This window comes from Kitasatospora sp. NPDC059827, assembly GCF_042731675.1.
Classification (GTDB): domain Bacteria; phylum Actinomycetota; class Actinomycetes; order Streptomycetales; family Streptomycetaceae; genus Kitasatospora.
Window position 1 is genome coordinate 222001 of sequence record NZ_JBHWIV010000003.1, and the last position, 13833, is coordinate 235833.

Here is a 13833-nt window from a genome sequence, read left to right on the forward strand (position 1 = left end):
TGGTGCGGATGAGCCGTCGTGGGGGCCGGCCGGTGGGGCTGGGCCGTCGCGGGGCCGGGCGTCGCGGGGCCGAGCCGTCGTACGGCTGAGCGGGGATGCGCCGACGGGCGGACCCGCGCCCCGGGCAGGGGGCGGATCCGCCGGATCGGTCAGTGCCTCACAGGGCGTCCGGGCCGCGTTCGCCGGTGCGGACCCGGACGGCGGTGTCGACCGGGACGCTCCACACCTTCCCGTCGCCGATCTTGCCGGTGCGGGCGGCCTTCACCAGGACGTCGATCAGGTCGTCGGCGTCCTCGTCCTCGACCAGGACCTCGATCCTGACCTTCGGTACCAGGTCGACGGTGTACTCGGCGCCCCGGTAGACCTCGGTGTGGCCGCGCTGGCGGCCGTAGCCGCTGGCCTCGGTGACGGTCAGGCCGTGGACCCCGAAGGCCTGCAGCGCGGCCTTCACCTCGTCCAGGCGGTAGGGCTTGATCACGGCGGTGATGAGCTTCATCAGGCGTCGACCTCGGTCTTCTCAACGGACGTCCCGACGGACGTGTCGGCGGACTTTCCGGCGGGCGGGTCGGCGGGCTTCCCGGCGGGCTTCCCGCCGGGCGCGGCACCGGCGCCCACGGTCGGGAGCGCCCGGGCCAGCCCCGCGCCGACGGCGCTGAAATCGTAGGCGGACTCGGCGTGTTCGGCCTGGTCGATGCCGGCCACCTCGACCTCCTCGGGGACCCGGAAGCCGACCAGCTTGTCGACCGCCTTGGCCAGCAGCCAGGACAGCACGAAGGAGTACGCGGCGACCACCGCCACGCCCATCGCCTGCTTGCCGAGCTGGCCGAGCCCGCCGCCGTAGAACAGGCCCTTGGCGGTCTGGCCGACCCCGCCGGTGGCGAACAGGCCGATCAGCAGCGAGCCGATCGCCCCGCCCACCGCGTGCACGCCGACCACGTCGAGCGAGTCGTCGAAGCCCCAGCGGTACTTGAGCGAGACGGCGGCGGCGCAGACGGCGCCCGCGATCAGGCCGATGGCCACCGCGCCGAGCGGGCTGACCGAGCCGCAGGCCGGGGTGATCGCGACCAGCCCGGCCACCGCGCCGGAGGCGGCGCCCAGCGTGGTGAACGCGCCGTGCTTGAGCTTCTCGAAGACCAGCCAGCCGACCAGCGCCGCACCGGTGGCGACCTGGGTGTTCACCATCGCCATCGCGGCCACGCCGTTGGCGGCCAGCGCCGAGCCCGCGTTGAAGCCGAACCAGCCGAACCAGAGCAGCCCGGAGCCGAGCATCACCAGCGGCAGGCTGTGCGGGCGCATCGGGTCCTTCTTGAAGCCGACCCGCTTGCCCAGCACCAGGCAGAGCGCGAGGCCCGCGACGCCGGCGTTGATGTGCACGGCCGTGCCGCCGGCGAAGTCGATCACGCCGTTGCGGTCGCCCAGCCAGCCGCCGTTGCCGTTGTCGAAGAAGAACACCCAGTGCGCGACCGGGAAGTAGACCACCGTCACCCAGAGCGCGATGAACAGGCCCCAGGCGGAGAACTTGGCCCGGTCCGCGATCGCACCGCTGATCAGCGCCGGGGTGATGATCGCGAACATCAGCTGGAAGACCGCGAACGCCGTGACCGGGATCGATCCGGTGAGTTCGTTCAGCCCGATGTTGCGCATCCCGAGGAAGTCCAGGTTGCCGATCAGACCGGCGAAGGAGTCGGGCCCGAAGCTGAGCGAGTAGCCGTAGAGCACCCAGAGCACGCTGACGATGCCGAGCGAGAGGAAGCTCATCGCCAGCATGTTCAGTGTGCTCTTGGCCCTGACCATGCCCCCGTAGAAGAAGGCCAGGCCCGGGGTCATCACCATGACCAGGGCCGCACTGATGAGTACGAAGGCGGTGTCGCCCGCGCTGAAGCCGTCCGGCATCGGCGTCTCCTCTGCGTGAGTGCCGCTCCACCCCCGGGTACCTGTCCCGTGCCACCCGGGGTGGCGGCGATGAAGAGGAGAGTGCCGAAGGCTGGTTTCGGCCAGTGCGACCGGTTGTTTCGCGGCCGTGACGCGTGCGTCGCGCGGGTTACGGGCACGTGAACCGCGGCCCGGACGCGGGGCCGGATGGGTTACCGTGCCGCCTCACCGCACCGCCCGGTACCGCCTCACCGCACCGCCCGGGCGCGCTGGGCCCCACCCGGGCCGGCCCCGACGTACCACCGACCGTGACGGCGGCGGCCGTCACGGTCGGTGGAGCCCCGCCGGAGTCGCTCAGACCACCGAGACGAACTCCGGGATGTCCTGGACCACCCGCTCCTTGAGCCGGCTCACCGCGTCCACGCCCTGGAACCGGGCCGCCGCGGCCTCCGTGGTCTTGCGGACCCGGGAGTTCAGCCGCTCCGAGCGCACCTTGGTCGCGATGTCGACCGCCTGCTCGGCGTACCTCGCCGCCTCCTCGGCCTCCCGCTGCAGCAGGTGCACGCTGGCCATGCCGATCAGGTTGAAGGCGTACGACCGCACGTGGTCGTCGTCCTGCCGGAACAGGTCGACCGCGCGCTCCATCACCGGCGCCGACAGCGAGGCGTACAGCTGGGCGTTGTCCGAGTGGTACGCGAGGTCCCGGTAGGAGTGGGCGTTCTCGGCGTTCAGCTCGGCCGGCGAGAAGAACTTCAGCCAGTCCGGGTCGCCGTCACCGTCGCGGATGTCGGTGAAGGTGTCCTCGGACAGCCGGATCGCCCGGGCGCAGCGGTTGATCTCGCCGATGGTGGCGTAGGCGCGCGCCTCCATCGCGTACAGCAGGGACTGCTGCCGCGGGGTGGCGGTGTCCCGGCTGCCGTACTGCGCCAGGTGGATCAGCTCCAGGGCGTCCTCGCCCCGGTTGAGGTGGATCATCTGGCGGCTCATGTCGGTGAGGATCAGCGCGCCGAAGGGGCGGTCGCCGGCCTCCTTGGCCGCGTGCAGCGCCAGCACGTAGTACTTCTGCGCGCTCGGGTGCATCCCGACGTCGTACGACATCCACCCGGCCAGGTGGGCGAGTTCGGCGGTGAGCCGGAACAGCCGCTTGGTGGTGTCCTCGCTGTACGTCTCCTGCAACAGGTCGGTGACCTCGTGGAGCTGGCCGACCACGGCCTTGCGGCGCAGCCCGCCGCCGTTCTGGGCGTCCCACTGACGGAACATGACCGTGGTCTGCTCCAGCAGTTCCAGCTCCGGCTCGGAGAGCCGGCCGGTGAACGCCTCGCCGCCGTTGGCCGCGGTGAGGATCGGGGTGGGGACGCCGGTCGGGCCGGGCGTGAGCCAGCGCTGCATCGGCTCGATCAGCGCGGCGCCGGCGGTCAGCGCGAGGGAGGTGCCGAGGAAGCCCCGGCGGTTGAGCATCAGGTCGCTGCGGGAGTAGTCGCTGATCAGCTGGACGGTCTGCGGGGCGCTCCACGGCAGGTCGACGCCGCCGCCGACGGTGGAGACCGGGATGGCGGCGCGCAGGCCGAGGTCCTCGACCGAGACCACCGAGCCGAAGCGCTCCGAGAACAGCTCGGACATGATCTTGGGGATCGGCTCGCGCGGCTGTTCCCCGTCGAGCCAGCGGCGCACCCGGGAGGTGTCGGTGGACACGTGGTGGGCGCCGATCTGCCGGGCCCGGCGGTTGACCTGGCGGGCCAACTCACCCTTGGACCAGCCGCTGCGGGCGAACCACGTGGTCAGCTTCTCGTTGGGTTGCTTCTCTGCCATGGGAACGTCCCCATCCCGCCCGGCCCCTGCGGGGCCCCCGATCGTGACCGCCCGACGGTTGCGGGCTCTTGCCAGACGTGCCGTGCCTGAGGTGTCGCGGTGCCGCTGGTCCTGCCCTCGCGGTACCGCTCGTCGTACTGGTGTGCCATCGTCCCGGACGGTCCGTCAGATCCCCAACTCCCGTTCCCCGACGGCTCGGAGCAGGCGCTTCGACGACGTCCGTGTGCTGAACGTAGTGCCCCGTGAGGCACCCGTGGGAGCGCCCCTGGCGAAACGCCACCTTTCGCCACCCCCAGGAGTGAACCGAACCCCGGGGGCACACGCTTGACTGGGTAGTCGCGACGGTCCGGCATATGCGGGCCGCCAAGTCCCCCGGCCAACCCCGGTAGACCCGGCAGACCCCGCAATCCATCGCAGTCCCAGGCGAGTTCGGCGCCCACTCGGGACGGCAACCGTCCCGCGCACACGACGATCCGGCATCGGCGCCGCCCCCACAAGGCGGCGCCCGAGGCACACCGCCACAACAGGCGCACGCCAAGCGCTGCGCGCCGCCACCGCACCACGCACCACACACCGGACAATCAACACACAGTCACCGTCCCGTAACCATCGGCAACGAGAACCTGTTGGGGGAGGCATGGACAACCTGTTCGGCGAACTTCGACTGGGGCACCTGCGGCTGGCACCGCTGGGCGCGCGCCGCCGCACCAAGGTCACCGCGTCCCGGGCCGCCGCGGAGTACACCGGCCGCTGGGGCTGGACCGTCGCCACCGGCGAACCGGCCGCCGGCGCGACCGCCCCGACCCGCTGTCCCTGCGGCTCCCGCCGCTGCGCCGCCCCCGGCCTGCACCCCGTGCCCGGCACCACCGGGCCGGCCGACGCCGCCGACGCCGAGGGCTCGGTGCTGTTCCCCACCGGCCGCGCCTTCGACGTGCTGGACGTCCCCGAGCCGGCCGGCCTCCAGGCCCTGGTCCGGCTGGAGCGGATGGGCACCCAGGTCGGCCCGGTACTGGCCCCGCCCACCGGCCGACTGCAGTTCCTGGTCTCCGCCGGCACCGCCCGCCGACTGCCCGACCTGCTGTACCGGATGGGCTGGGACGACGCCGCGCTCGACCTCACCTGCCACGGCGAGGGCAGCTACGTCGCCGCCCCGCCCACCGTGCTCGGCGAGCTCGGCCCGGTCCGCTGGCTGCGCCGCCCCACCCGCGACAACGCCGGCTGCCCGCCCGAGGCCCGGCTGCTGCTCGGCACCCTCGCGTACGCCTGCCACCGCAGCCGCGAGCGCACCGCCGAGCCCGCCTGGATCGCCTCGTAGGACTCCTCCCGGACGCCGAACATCGGACGCCGGACGTCGGCACCCGCCCCCCGGCTCCCCGGACCCCGGACAGGCGAAAGGGCCCGCCCCCGAAGGAGCGGACCCCGACCGACGGGAAGGTCCCGGTCAGTCCCCGATCAGCGCGTCCACGAACGCACCCGGCTCGAACGGCGCCAGGTCGTCCGCACCCTCGCCCAGACCGATCAGCTTCACCGGCACGCCCAGCTCGCGCTGGACCGCGACCACGATGCCGCCCTTGGCGGTGCCGTCCAGCTTGGTCAGCACGATGCCGGTGATGTCCACCACCTCGGCGAACACCCGGGCCTGGATCAGGCCGTTCTGACCGGTGGTGGCGTCCAGCACCAGCAGCACCTCGTCCACCGGGCCGTGCTTCTCGACGACCCGCTTGACCTTGCCCAGCTCGTCCATCAGGCCGGTCTTGGTGTGCAGCCGGCCGGCGGTGTCGATCAGCACGGTGTCGACGCCCTCGGCGATGCCCTCCTTGACCGCGTCGAACGCGATGGAGGCCGGGTCGCCGCCCTCCGGGCCGCGCACGGTGCGCGCACCGACCCGCTCGCCCCAGGTCTGCAGCTGGTCCGCGGCGGCGGCGCGGAAGGTGTCGGCCGCGCCGAGCACCACGGTGCGGCCGTCGGCGACCAGCACGCGCGCCAGCTTGCCGGTGGTGGTGGTCTTGCCGACGCCGTTGACGCCGACGACCAGGACCACGGCCGGGCCCTCCTCGTGCTTGGTGGAGCGGACGGTGCGGTCGGCGTCCTTGCCGACCAGCTCGACCAGCTCCTCGCGCAGCAGGGCGCGCAGCTCGTCGGGGGTACGGGTGCCGAGCACCTTCACCCGGGTGCGCAGCCGCTCGACCAGCTCCTGGGTCGGGGCGACGCCGACGTCCGCGGTGAGCAGGGTCTCCTCGATCTCCTCCCAGGTGTCCTCGTCCAGGTGCTCGCGGGAGAGCAGCGAGAGCAGGCCCTTGCCCAGCGAGTTCTGCGAGCGGGAGAGCCGGGAGCGCAGCCGGACCAGCCGGCCGGCGGTGGGCTCGGGGACCTCGACGGCGGGCGCCGCCTCGGCCTCGGCCGGGGCTTCGACCACCACCTCCTCGGCGGGCTCGACGGCCTCGGGGAGCGGCACCTCCTCGACGGTACGGCGGGGCTCGTCGGTCGGCGGCGCGGCCTCCTCGCCGACCTGGGGCTCCTGCGGGGTGGTCTTCGGCGCCGTGATGACCGGCGCCTGCGACTTCGGGGGCAGCTGCTGGCGTCGTCTGCCGGAAACGACGAGGCCCGCGATCGCGCCGACGGCGACCACGGCGATGACTACGGCAAGGATCACGTATTCCATAACCGCTCCAGTATCCGTGACCGGAGCCGTTCCGGACCGCAGCGCGGCTAGACCGTCACCGTACGGAGGCCTGTCGGCCGCCGCTCCCGGCGCTCCCGGTGCTCCTCGCGCAGCCGCTGGCTGATCACCTGGGAGATCCCGTCGCCCTTCATGGTCACGCCGTACAGGGCGTCGGCGGACTCCATGGTCAGCTTCTGGTGGGTGATCACGATCAGCTGGGAGCTCTCCCGGAGCTCCTCCATGATCCCGACCAGCCGGCGCAGGTTGGTCTCGTCCAGCGCCGCCTCCACCTCGTCCATCACGTAGAACGGGCTGGGCCGGGCCTTGAAGATCGCCACCAGCAGGGCCACCGCGGTCAGCGAGCGCTCGCCGCCGGACAGCAGCGACAGCCGCTTGACCTTCTTGCCGGGCGGACGGGCCTCCACCTCCACCCCGGTGGTGAGCATGTCGTCCGGGTCGGTCAGCACCAGCCGCCCCTCGCCGCCGGGGAAGAGCCGGGCGAAGACGCCCTCGAACTGGGCGGCGGTGTCGTGGTAGGCGGCGCTGAACAGCTGCTCGACCCGCTGGTCCACGTCCCGGACGATGTCCAGCAGGTCGCGCCGACCGCGCTTGAGGTCGTCCAGCTGCTCGCCGAGGAAGGTGTGGCGCTCCTCCAGCGCGGCGAACTCCTCCAGCGCCAGCGGGTTGACCTTGCCCAGCTGCTGGTACGCCTTCTCGGCGGCCCACAGCCGCTTCTCCTGCTCGGCCCGGACGTACGGGTACGGCTCCCCCGGCTCCTGCCCGTCCTCCGCCGCCGAGGGCGGTACGGGCCGGTCCGGCCCGTACGAGGCCAGCAGCTCGCCGCCGTCGATGCCGAACTCCTCCAGCGCGCGGGCCTCCAACTGCTCGATCCGCAGCCGCTTCTCGGCCCGCAGCACCTCGTCCCGGTGCCCGGCGTCGACCAGCTTGTCCAGCTCCTCCTTGAGCCCGCGCCCGTGTTCGCGGTGCTCCCGGAGCTCGCGCTCCCGCTCGGCGAGCGCCTGTTCGACGGCCGCCCGCCCGGCGTCCGCGCGGGCCAGCGAGACCTCCAGGCAGGCGAGCAGCTGCCGGGCGCCCGCCGCGACGGCGTTCGCCACCCGGGCGTCGTGCTCGGCGCGCCGGCGGCGCTCGGCGGCCCGGGCGCGCGCCTCGCGCTCGGCGCGGGCGGCCCGGTCCAGCTGGTCGGCCCGGCCGGTCAGGGCGCGGACCCGCTCCTCGTGGGTGCGCACCGAGAGCCGGGCCTCCAGTTCGGCCTGCCGGGCGGCCGAGGCGGCCTCGGTGAGCCGCTGCTGCTCGGCCCGGTCCGGCTCGTCCTCCCCCGCGTCCGCCGACTCCTCGGCGACGGCCAGCCGTTCGGCCAGTTCCTCGGCGGCGGTGAGCAGTTCGGCCAGGCCCTGTTCGGCCCGCGCGGCGGCGGCCGAGAGCCGTTCGGCCTCCCCGGCGGCGGCCCGGGCCTGCCCGCCGAGCCGGCCGAGCGAGCCCGCCACCCGGGCCCGCTCCTGCTCGGCCTGCCGTCGCTGTTCGCCGAGCCGCTCCAGTTCGGCGGCCGACTCCCCGCGCAGTGCGGTGAGTTCGGCCAGCCGCCCGGCGGACTCGGCGCAGCGCAGGTCGACCTCCGTGATCGCCCGGGCGGCCCGGTCCACCGCCGCCCGGGTCTCCAGCTCGCTGGGCGCGCCGGCGGAGCCGCCGTGGGCGAAGCCGGCGCCCAGCCGGTCGCCCTCGGCGGTGACGGCGGACAGTGCGGGGCGTTCGGCGACCAGGCGCAGGGCCTGGTCCAGGTCGGCGACCACGGCCACCCCGGCCAGTCGGTTGCGTACGGCGGCGATCAACTCGGCGGGCCCGTCGACCAGTTCGGCGGCCCAGCGGGCTCCTTCGGGCAACTCGCCCTCGGTCCGGGGCAGTTCGGCGGCCCCGGCGACCAACAGCGCGGCCCGCCCGGCGTCCTGGGCGCGCAGCAGCCGCAGCGCCCCGGCGGCGGCGCCGGGCGAGTCGACCGCCACCGCGTCGGCGGCCGCGCCGAGCGCGGCGGCGAGCGGCACCTCGTAGCCGGGTTCGATCCGCAGCAGCGCGGCGGCCGGGCCGAGCACGCCGGCCAGTCGCTCCCCCGCGTCCAGCAGCGCGCCGGTGCCGTCCTTGCGGCGCAGTCCGAGCGAGAGCGCCTCGTGCCGCGCGGTCAGCGCGGCCCGCTCGCGTTCGGCGGCTCCGGCCGCCTCCCGGGCCGCCGCCAGCTCCCGTTCGACCTCGGCCAGCCGGGCCCGGGCCCGCTGGTAGCCGTCCTCGGCCCGTCCGTCCTCGGCGGCCGAGCCGTCCACCTGCTGCTGGAGCTCGTCCAGTTCGCCCTGGGCGGCCCCGGCGCGCAGCAGGGCCTCGTCCCTGGCCTCGGCGAGCCGGCCGAGCTCGGCCTGCGCCGAACCGGCCCGGGAGCGGGCGGCGGCGGCCTGTCCCTGGAGCCGGGCCAGGCCCTCCCGGCGGTCGGCGATGGCCCGGGTGGCGTCCCGCAGCCGGCGTTCCTCGGCGGCCAGCGCGGATTCGAGTCCGCTCTTGTGCTCGACCGCCTCGGCCAGCGCGTACTGGGCCTCCTCCAGCGCCTCGGCGAGTGCGGCCTCCTCCTCGCGGACCCGCTCGGCGTCCCGTTCCAGCTCCTCCGGGTCCCGGCCGCGGCGTTCCTCGACCGTGCCCCCGGCGACGGCGTGCCGGGCCCGGGCCTCGGCCAGTCCGATCGTGCCGCGGGTGCGTTCGGCGAGCGCGGAGAGCCGGTACCAGGTCTGCCGGGCGGCCTCCAGGCCCGGCCCGAGCTGCTGGACCTGCGCCTCCAGCACGCGTTCGCGCTGCACCGCCCCGGCCAGTTCCTGTTCGACGGTGGTCCGGCGCAGCCGCAGGGCCAACTCGTCGGCGACCTCGGCCTCGACGGCCCGGCGCAGGGCGAGCAGGTCGTCGGCGAGCAGCCGCAGCCGGGCGTCGCGCAGGTCGGCCTGGATGCCGGCGGCCCGGCGGGCGACCCTGGCCTGCTTGCCGAGCGGGCCGAGCTGGCGGCGCAGTTCGGCGACCAGGTCCTGGACCCGGTTGAGGTTGGCCTGCATCGCGTCCAGCTTCCGCAGCGCCTTCTCCTTGCGCTTGCGGTGCTTGAGGACGCCGGCCGCCTCCTCGATGAAGGCGCGCCGGCCCATCGGGTCGGCGTGCAGGACGGAGTCGAGCCGGCCCTGCCCGACGATGACGTGCATCTCGCGGCCGATGCCGGAGTCGGAGAGCAGTTCCTGGACGTCCAGCAGGCGGCAGGTCTCGCCGTTGAGCGCGTACTCGCTGCCGCCGTTGCGGAACATGGTCCGGGTGATCGTCACCTCGGCGTAGTCGATCGGCAGGGCGCCGTCGGCGTTGTCGATGGTGAGGCTGACCTCGGCGCGGCCCAGCGGGGCGCGCCCGCTGGTCCCGGCGAAGATGACGTCCTCCATCTTGCCGCCGCGCAGCGACTTGGCGCCCTGCTCACCCATCACCCAGGACAGCGCGTCCACCACGTTGGACTTGCCGGAGCCGTTCGGGCCGACCACGCAGGTGATGCCCGGTTCGAAGCGCAGGGTGGTGCTGGAGGCGAAGGACTTGAACCCGCGCAGCGTCAGACTCTTCAGGTGCACGCGGCCGGTCCCCTCATTCGCTCACGACGGGAACCGACTGTATCCGCAGTCCGACACGACGAAGGGACGCCACATCCGGGCGTCCCTTGCAAAGCTGCGTCCCTTTCGGGGCGGCTCAGTGCACAGCGGCGTCGATCTGGGAGGACCGGGGCGGGGCTCAGGTGAGAGCCGGCTCCCGCTGGTCCAGATCGATGCTGTTGAGCAGCGAGTGCTCGTCAGCGACAGCGGTGAGCGCGTCGTTCTCAGCCTGCATCCGAAGGAGCTCGGACTCAAGATCCTGGACGCGCTGCTGAAGCCGTCGCATCTCGGAGAGCATTCGCGGGTCGGGGCCGCCGACGTACCCGAGAAGCGCCTTTGCCATGATGAATGGTCCTCCACGCTGAGTGACCGAACCGGAACGGTACAGGTCTAGGGGGAAGGGGGACGCACGCGCGGCGCGCACCGGAAGTGCTGGCTGGGCACTACGGCACAACCGCCGTGAGCTGGGCTCACGAGAGCATGCGCCTGCCGGGGAACGCGATCGTGTGCGCGGGCTTCAAGCGTCTCACCAAAGACGGAAAGGGTCAACACGATCACCGCACGCTACCGCGCCCCTGTCACCTGCCCGGCGGTGTCGTCACGCCTGGGGGTCTCGGGCCCGGGTCCACCACGTGCTCGTGGATCATCGTTCGATGCGGAGTCAACCACGAGTCTGCCCGAATGGCAACCGTATGACACCGACGGTTGCCGATCATTTCCGGGGCGCGACGGCGGCGCCCTGCGGGGCGACGGCTCAGCGGATCTCGAAACCCTCGTAACCTGCGCCGACGGCGGTCCAGATCTCCGTCACGCCGCTCACCGCGCCGGGCGTGTCGGGGCCGCGCAGCTGGGCCAGCAGCAGCTCGCAGTCGGCGGCCAGGCCCTCGGCCACCACCTGCACCCGGCCGTCGCCGAGGTTGCTCGCATAGCCGGTCAGGCCGATCTCCAGCGCCCGCGCCCTGGTCCACCAGCGGAACCCGACCTGCTGGACCTTCCCCCGGACCCAGGCGGTCACCCGGACCGGTTCATCACTGTGGGCATCGCGACCGTGCATGCCCCCGACCCTAACGGGCCCCGGGGCAGGTCACCGCTCCAGGCCTGCCGGGGACGGCGAACGGCCCCGCCGGTCGGAACCGGCGGGGCCGTGGGGATCGCGGACGGATCAGCGGATCAGCGGGTCACCAGTCCCCGCCACCGCCGCCGAAGTCGCCACCGCCGCCGCCGAAGTCGGAGCTGCTGAACCCGCCGAAGTCCGAGGAGTTGAAGTCGGCGCCGGTGAAGTCGCCGCCCTCGTACTGGTCCTGGTAGCCGCCGTGGCCGCCCTCCATCATCGGGGCCGCCGCGTAGGCCGGGGAGCTCATCATCGAGCCGAGCATGGTGCCGACCAGCAGGCCGCCCAGCAGGCTGCCGCCGCCGAAGCCGCTGTAGTACCCGCCGGCGTACGGCGCGTAGGCCGGGCCCGCGTTCCAGTACGGCTGCGGGCCGTGCTCGGTGTCGACGGTGCGCACCGCCGGGTCGAGGCCGGCCGCGACGCGGTCCGCGTCGGCCTGGCAGACCGGGACGGGGCGGGCGGAGCCGCCGGCCGGGGCCCAGTCGACGTCCTTGACGGACGGGCCGTGCCGCGGGTCCATGAAGCACGGGGGGCGCCGCTCGGGCAGCGGGCGCTTCTCGCGCCGGGCGGCCAGGGTGGCCAGCTGGAACCGGCCCTCCTCGATCGCCTCGGTGACCTGCTTGACGTCCTCGGGCTTCTTCGCCTCCTCCATCAGCCGCTTGGACTTCTCGTACGAGTCCAGGGCGTGGCTGTAGTCGGTGCGCTGGGCGTCGTCGGCGTCGGCGGCACGCGGGTTGAAGTCGAGCCGCTCCAGCTCGACGCCGAAGGCGGTGATGTCCTCGTCGACGACGCGGCGCAGCTGCTCCAGCTCGGCCCGGGCCTGCTCCTCCTTGCGCTTCTTGGCGCGGCGGAAGAGGAAGAAGACACCGGCGCCGGCCAGCGCCAGCAGCAGGACCGGGATGATCACCCAGGCGATCGAGGTCGAGGAGCTGTGGTTGACCCCGGTGCCCTTGGTCTGCGGGGCGGCCTGGTCGACGAAGTCGTTCAGGGTGGCGTTGATGTCGCCGCCGTGGGCGCGGGAGACGGCTCCGTAGAGGTTCTTCACCACGTTCGGCTTCATGGCGCCGCCGTCCGCGTCCGCCCTGAACCCGTCGGCACCGAGCCAGACGGCGTAGACGCCGTCGATGCCCACCAGGGCGCGCAGGTCCTTGAAGATGGTGTCCTTGTTGGCGCTGTCGGGGACGACCGCGACGAAGATCGGCTTGTCGGCCTTCTCGATCTTCTTGGTCAGGGCGTCCGCCTGGGCCTGACTGAACCGGTCCTGCATCGCCGGGGCGACGTAGACCTGGCCCGTCTTGAGGGTGGCCGCGGCGTCGCTCAGACCACCGGCGGCCGAGGCCGCCGGGGCGAACATGAGCAGCGCCCCGAGCAGCGCCGCCACCAGGGCAAGTGGCCCGGCGCCCCGGGAACGTCGTGCAAGGGTTCTCATAACCCCCGACGCTACCGTGACCAGCGGCGGAGCACGCCATACCCTTCGCATACTGGTGATGACAAGATTCCCCGCCGTCCGGCCGGACGGCTCCCCTTCTCGCGGATGACATTTCCCCCAGTCGACCCCGATACGGGTGGGGCGCGGGAACCGCATGAGGCGGCCGGACGTACGTCCCGGCGGGCCCGGGGGCACCGCGGGGGCCGCTCCGGCCCGGTGCGAGGGGGCGTCCCGACCGTACCGCGCGACGGGGCAGACTGTTCCCGGACCGCCGGTCCCATTACTTCTTCTTGACCCAACTCCCGATCGGAGCGCTCGGTGATCATCGGCCTCGTCACGGCTGTGGCGGCATCCGCCTGCTACGGCACCGGCTCGGTCCTCCAGGCCGTCGGATCCCGCCGCTCAGCGCGGGAGGAGGCGGCCAAGGGCGCCGCCGGCTCGACCACCGAGCACGGTGGCCCGAGTCTGTCCTCCACCGCCAAGGCCGCCGTGACCTGGGAGTTCATCACCGGCACGGTGCTCGACCTGATCGGCTTCGGGCTCGGCGCGCTGGCCGCGCGGCTGCTGCCGCTGTTCCTCTCCCAGACCATCATCAGCGCCAACCTGGTGATCACCGCGGTGCTCAGCATCAAGCTGCTGGGCATCCGGCTCAAGCAGTTGGAGTGGGCCTCGATCGGCGTGCTCTGCTCGGCCCTGGTGCTGCTGGCGGTCTCGGCCGGCCCCGAGGGCGGCCACCACGCGTCGATGGCCTTCCACTGGGGGCTGCTGATCGTCACCACCGTGCTGCTGGCCGGCGGCAGCCTGCTGGTGCGCCGGATGGGCTCCAAGGGGGCGATCGTCGCCGGTCTGCTCTCCGGCCTCGGCTTCGGCGCGCTGGGCGTCGGGGTGCGCATCCTGAACGGCGTGGAGCCCTTCGACCTGGTCCGGCTGATCTCCGACCCGGCGCTCTACGCGATCCTGGTCGGCGGCCTCGGCGGCATGTACGTGCACACCGTGGCGCTGCAGATCGGCTCGGTGAACGGTGCCACCGCCGCCCTGGTGGTCGGCGAGACGGTGCTGCCCGGCGCGATCGGCGTGCTCTGGCTCGGCGACTCCTCGAAGGCGGGCCTGGGCTGGCTCGGGGTGGCCGGCTTCCTGCTCGCGGTGGTCTCCGCGGTCGGTGTCGCCTACTTCGGCCAGGACACCCACGGCAACCCCGGCGGGACGCCCGCCGACCATCCCGAACTCGCCCACAAGTAGCGGCGGTCGGCCCCCGCTGCGTCAGTCCCCGCTGCCTCGGTCCCCG

At 73.4% G+C, this 13833-nt stretch carries 10 protein-coding genes; 2 read left to right on the forward strand and 8 right to left on the reverse strand.

The features are described from left to right. Nucleotides 1–157: 157 nt before the first annotated feature. From ACFV8H_RS03385 to ACFV8H_RS03395, 3 genes are all read right to left on the reverse strand, one after another. Complete coding sequence (locus tag ACFV8H_RS03385; RefSeq protein ID WP_350508264.1) at nucleotides 158–496, reverse strand: P-II family nitrogen regulator; 339 nt, start codon at nucleotides 494–496, stop codon at nucleotides 158–160. Then, entirely contained in the window at nucleotides 496–1893 is a 1398-nt protein-coding gene (locus ACFV8H_RS03390) for an ammonium transporter (RefSeq protein WP_380396317.1), read from the reverse strand. Before ACFV8H_RS03390 ends, ACFV8H_RS03385 begins: the two co-directional genes overlap by 1 nt. A gap of 333 nt (nucleotides 1894–2226) precedes the next feature. Next, nucleotides 2227–3723 carry a hypothetical protein gene (locus tag ACFV8H_RS03395; RefSeq protein WP_380396347.1) on the reverse strand — a complete coding sequence of 499 codons (1497 nt, stop codon included), beginning with the start codon at nucleotides 3721–3723 and terminating at the stop codon, nucleotides 2227–2229. Nucleotides 3724–4318: 595 nt separating this feature from the next. Between ACFV8H_RS03395 and ACFV8H_RS03400 the strand changes: the two genes are divergently transcribed. Continuing rightward, complete coding sequence (locus ACFV8H_RS03400) at nucleotides 4319–4996, forward strand: bifunctional DNA primase/polymerase (RefSeq protein ID WP_375891758.1); 678 nt, start codon at nucleotides 4319–4321, stop codon at nucleotides 4994–4996. 126 nt (nucleotides 4997–5122) lie between these two features. Here the strand turns inward: ACFV8H_RS03400 and ftsY are convergent, their stop codons facing one another. The 5 genes from ftsY to ACFV8H_RS03425 form a co-directional block, all read right to left on the reverse strand. Beyond that, nucleotides 5123–6343: a signal recognition particle-docking protein FtsY gene (gene ftsY / locus ACFV8H_RS03405; protein WP_380396318.1), complete on the reverse strand. Its 1221-nt coding sequence runs from the start codon at nucleotides 6341–6343 to the stop codon at nucleotides 5123–5125. A gap of 47 nt (nucleotides 6344–6390) precedes the next feature. Beyond that, the gene (gene smc / locus ACFV8H_RS03410) at nucleotides 6391–9990 is read right to left on the reverse strand and encodes a chromosome segregation protein SMC (RefSeq protein ID WP_380396319.1); all 3600 of its coding nucleotides are present in this window, start codon (nucleotides 9988–9990) and stop codon (nucleotides 6391–6393) included. A gap of 157 nt (nucleotides 9991–10147) precedes the next feature. Beyond that, on the reverse strand, nucleotides 10148–10351 hold the full coding sequence (locus ACFV8H_RS03415; RefSeq protein WP_030243474.1) for a hypothetical protein: 204 nt from the start codon (nucleotides 10349–10351) through the stop codon (nucleotides 10148–10150). A 411-nt stretch (nucleotides 10352–10762) separates the two neighbouring features. Then, nucleotides 10763–11062, reverse strand: a complete 300-nt coding sequence (locus ACFV8H_RS03420) for an acylphosphatase (RefSeq protein ID WP_380396320.1) — start codon at nucleotides 11060–11062, stop codon at nucleotides 10763–10765. Nucleotides 11063–11186: 124 nt separating this feature from the next. Beyond that, nucleotides 11187–12548 (reverse strand): hypothetical protein, encoded by a 1362-nt coding sequence (locus ACFV8H_RS03425; protein WP_380396321.1) that lies wholly within the window; start codon nucleotides 12546–12548, stop codon nucleotides 11187–11189. Nucleotides 12549–12866: 318 nt separating this feature from the next. Between ACFV8H_RS03425 and ACFV8H_RS03430 the strand changes: the two genes are divergently transcribed. Next, nucleotides 12867–13787 (forward strand): hypothetical protein, encoded by a 921-nt coding sequence (locus ACFV8H_RS03430; RefSeq protein ID WP_380396322.1) that lies wholly within the window; start codon nucleotides 12867–12869, stop codon nucleotides 13785–13787. The last annotated feature ends 46 nt before the right edge of the window (nucleotides 13788–13833 follow it).

Excerpts from the sequence above, each read along its gene's own strand:
- ACFV8H_RS03385 (WP_350508264.1), bottom strand. The coding sequence starts at position 496 with ATGAAGCTCATCACCGCCGTGATCAAGCCCTACCGCCTGGACGAGGTG.
- ftsY (WP_380396318.1), bottom strand. The coding sequence starts at position 6,343 with ATGGAATACGTGATCCTTGCCGTAGTCATCGCCGTGGTCGCCGTCGGC.
- ACFV8H_RS03390 (WP_380396317.1), bottom strand. The coding sequence starts at position 1,893 with ATGCCGGACGGCTTCAGCGCGGGCGACACCGCCTTCGTACTCATCAGT.
- ACFV8H_RS03400 (WP_375891758.1), top strand. The coding sequence starts at position 4,319 with ATGGACAACCTGTTCGGCGAACTTCGACTGGGGCACCTGCGGCTGGCA.
- ACFV8H_RS03415 (WP_030243474.1), bottom strand. The coding sequence starts at position 10,351 with ATGGCAAAGGCGCTTCTCGGGTACGTCGGCGGCCCCGACCCGCGAATG.
- ACFV8H_RS03420 (WP_380396320.1), bottom strand. The coding sequence starts at position 11,062 with ATGCACGGTCGCGATGCCCACAGTGATGAACCGGTCCGGGTGACCGCC.
- ACFV8H_RS03425 (WP_380396321.1), bottom strand. The coding sequence starts at position 12,548 with ATGAGAACCCTTGCACGACGTTCCCGGGGCGCCGGGCCACTTGCCCTG.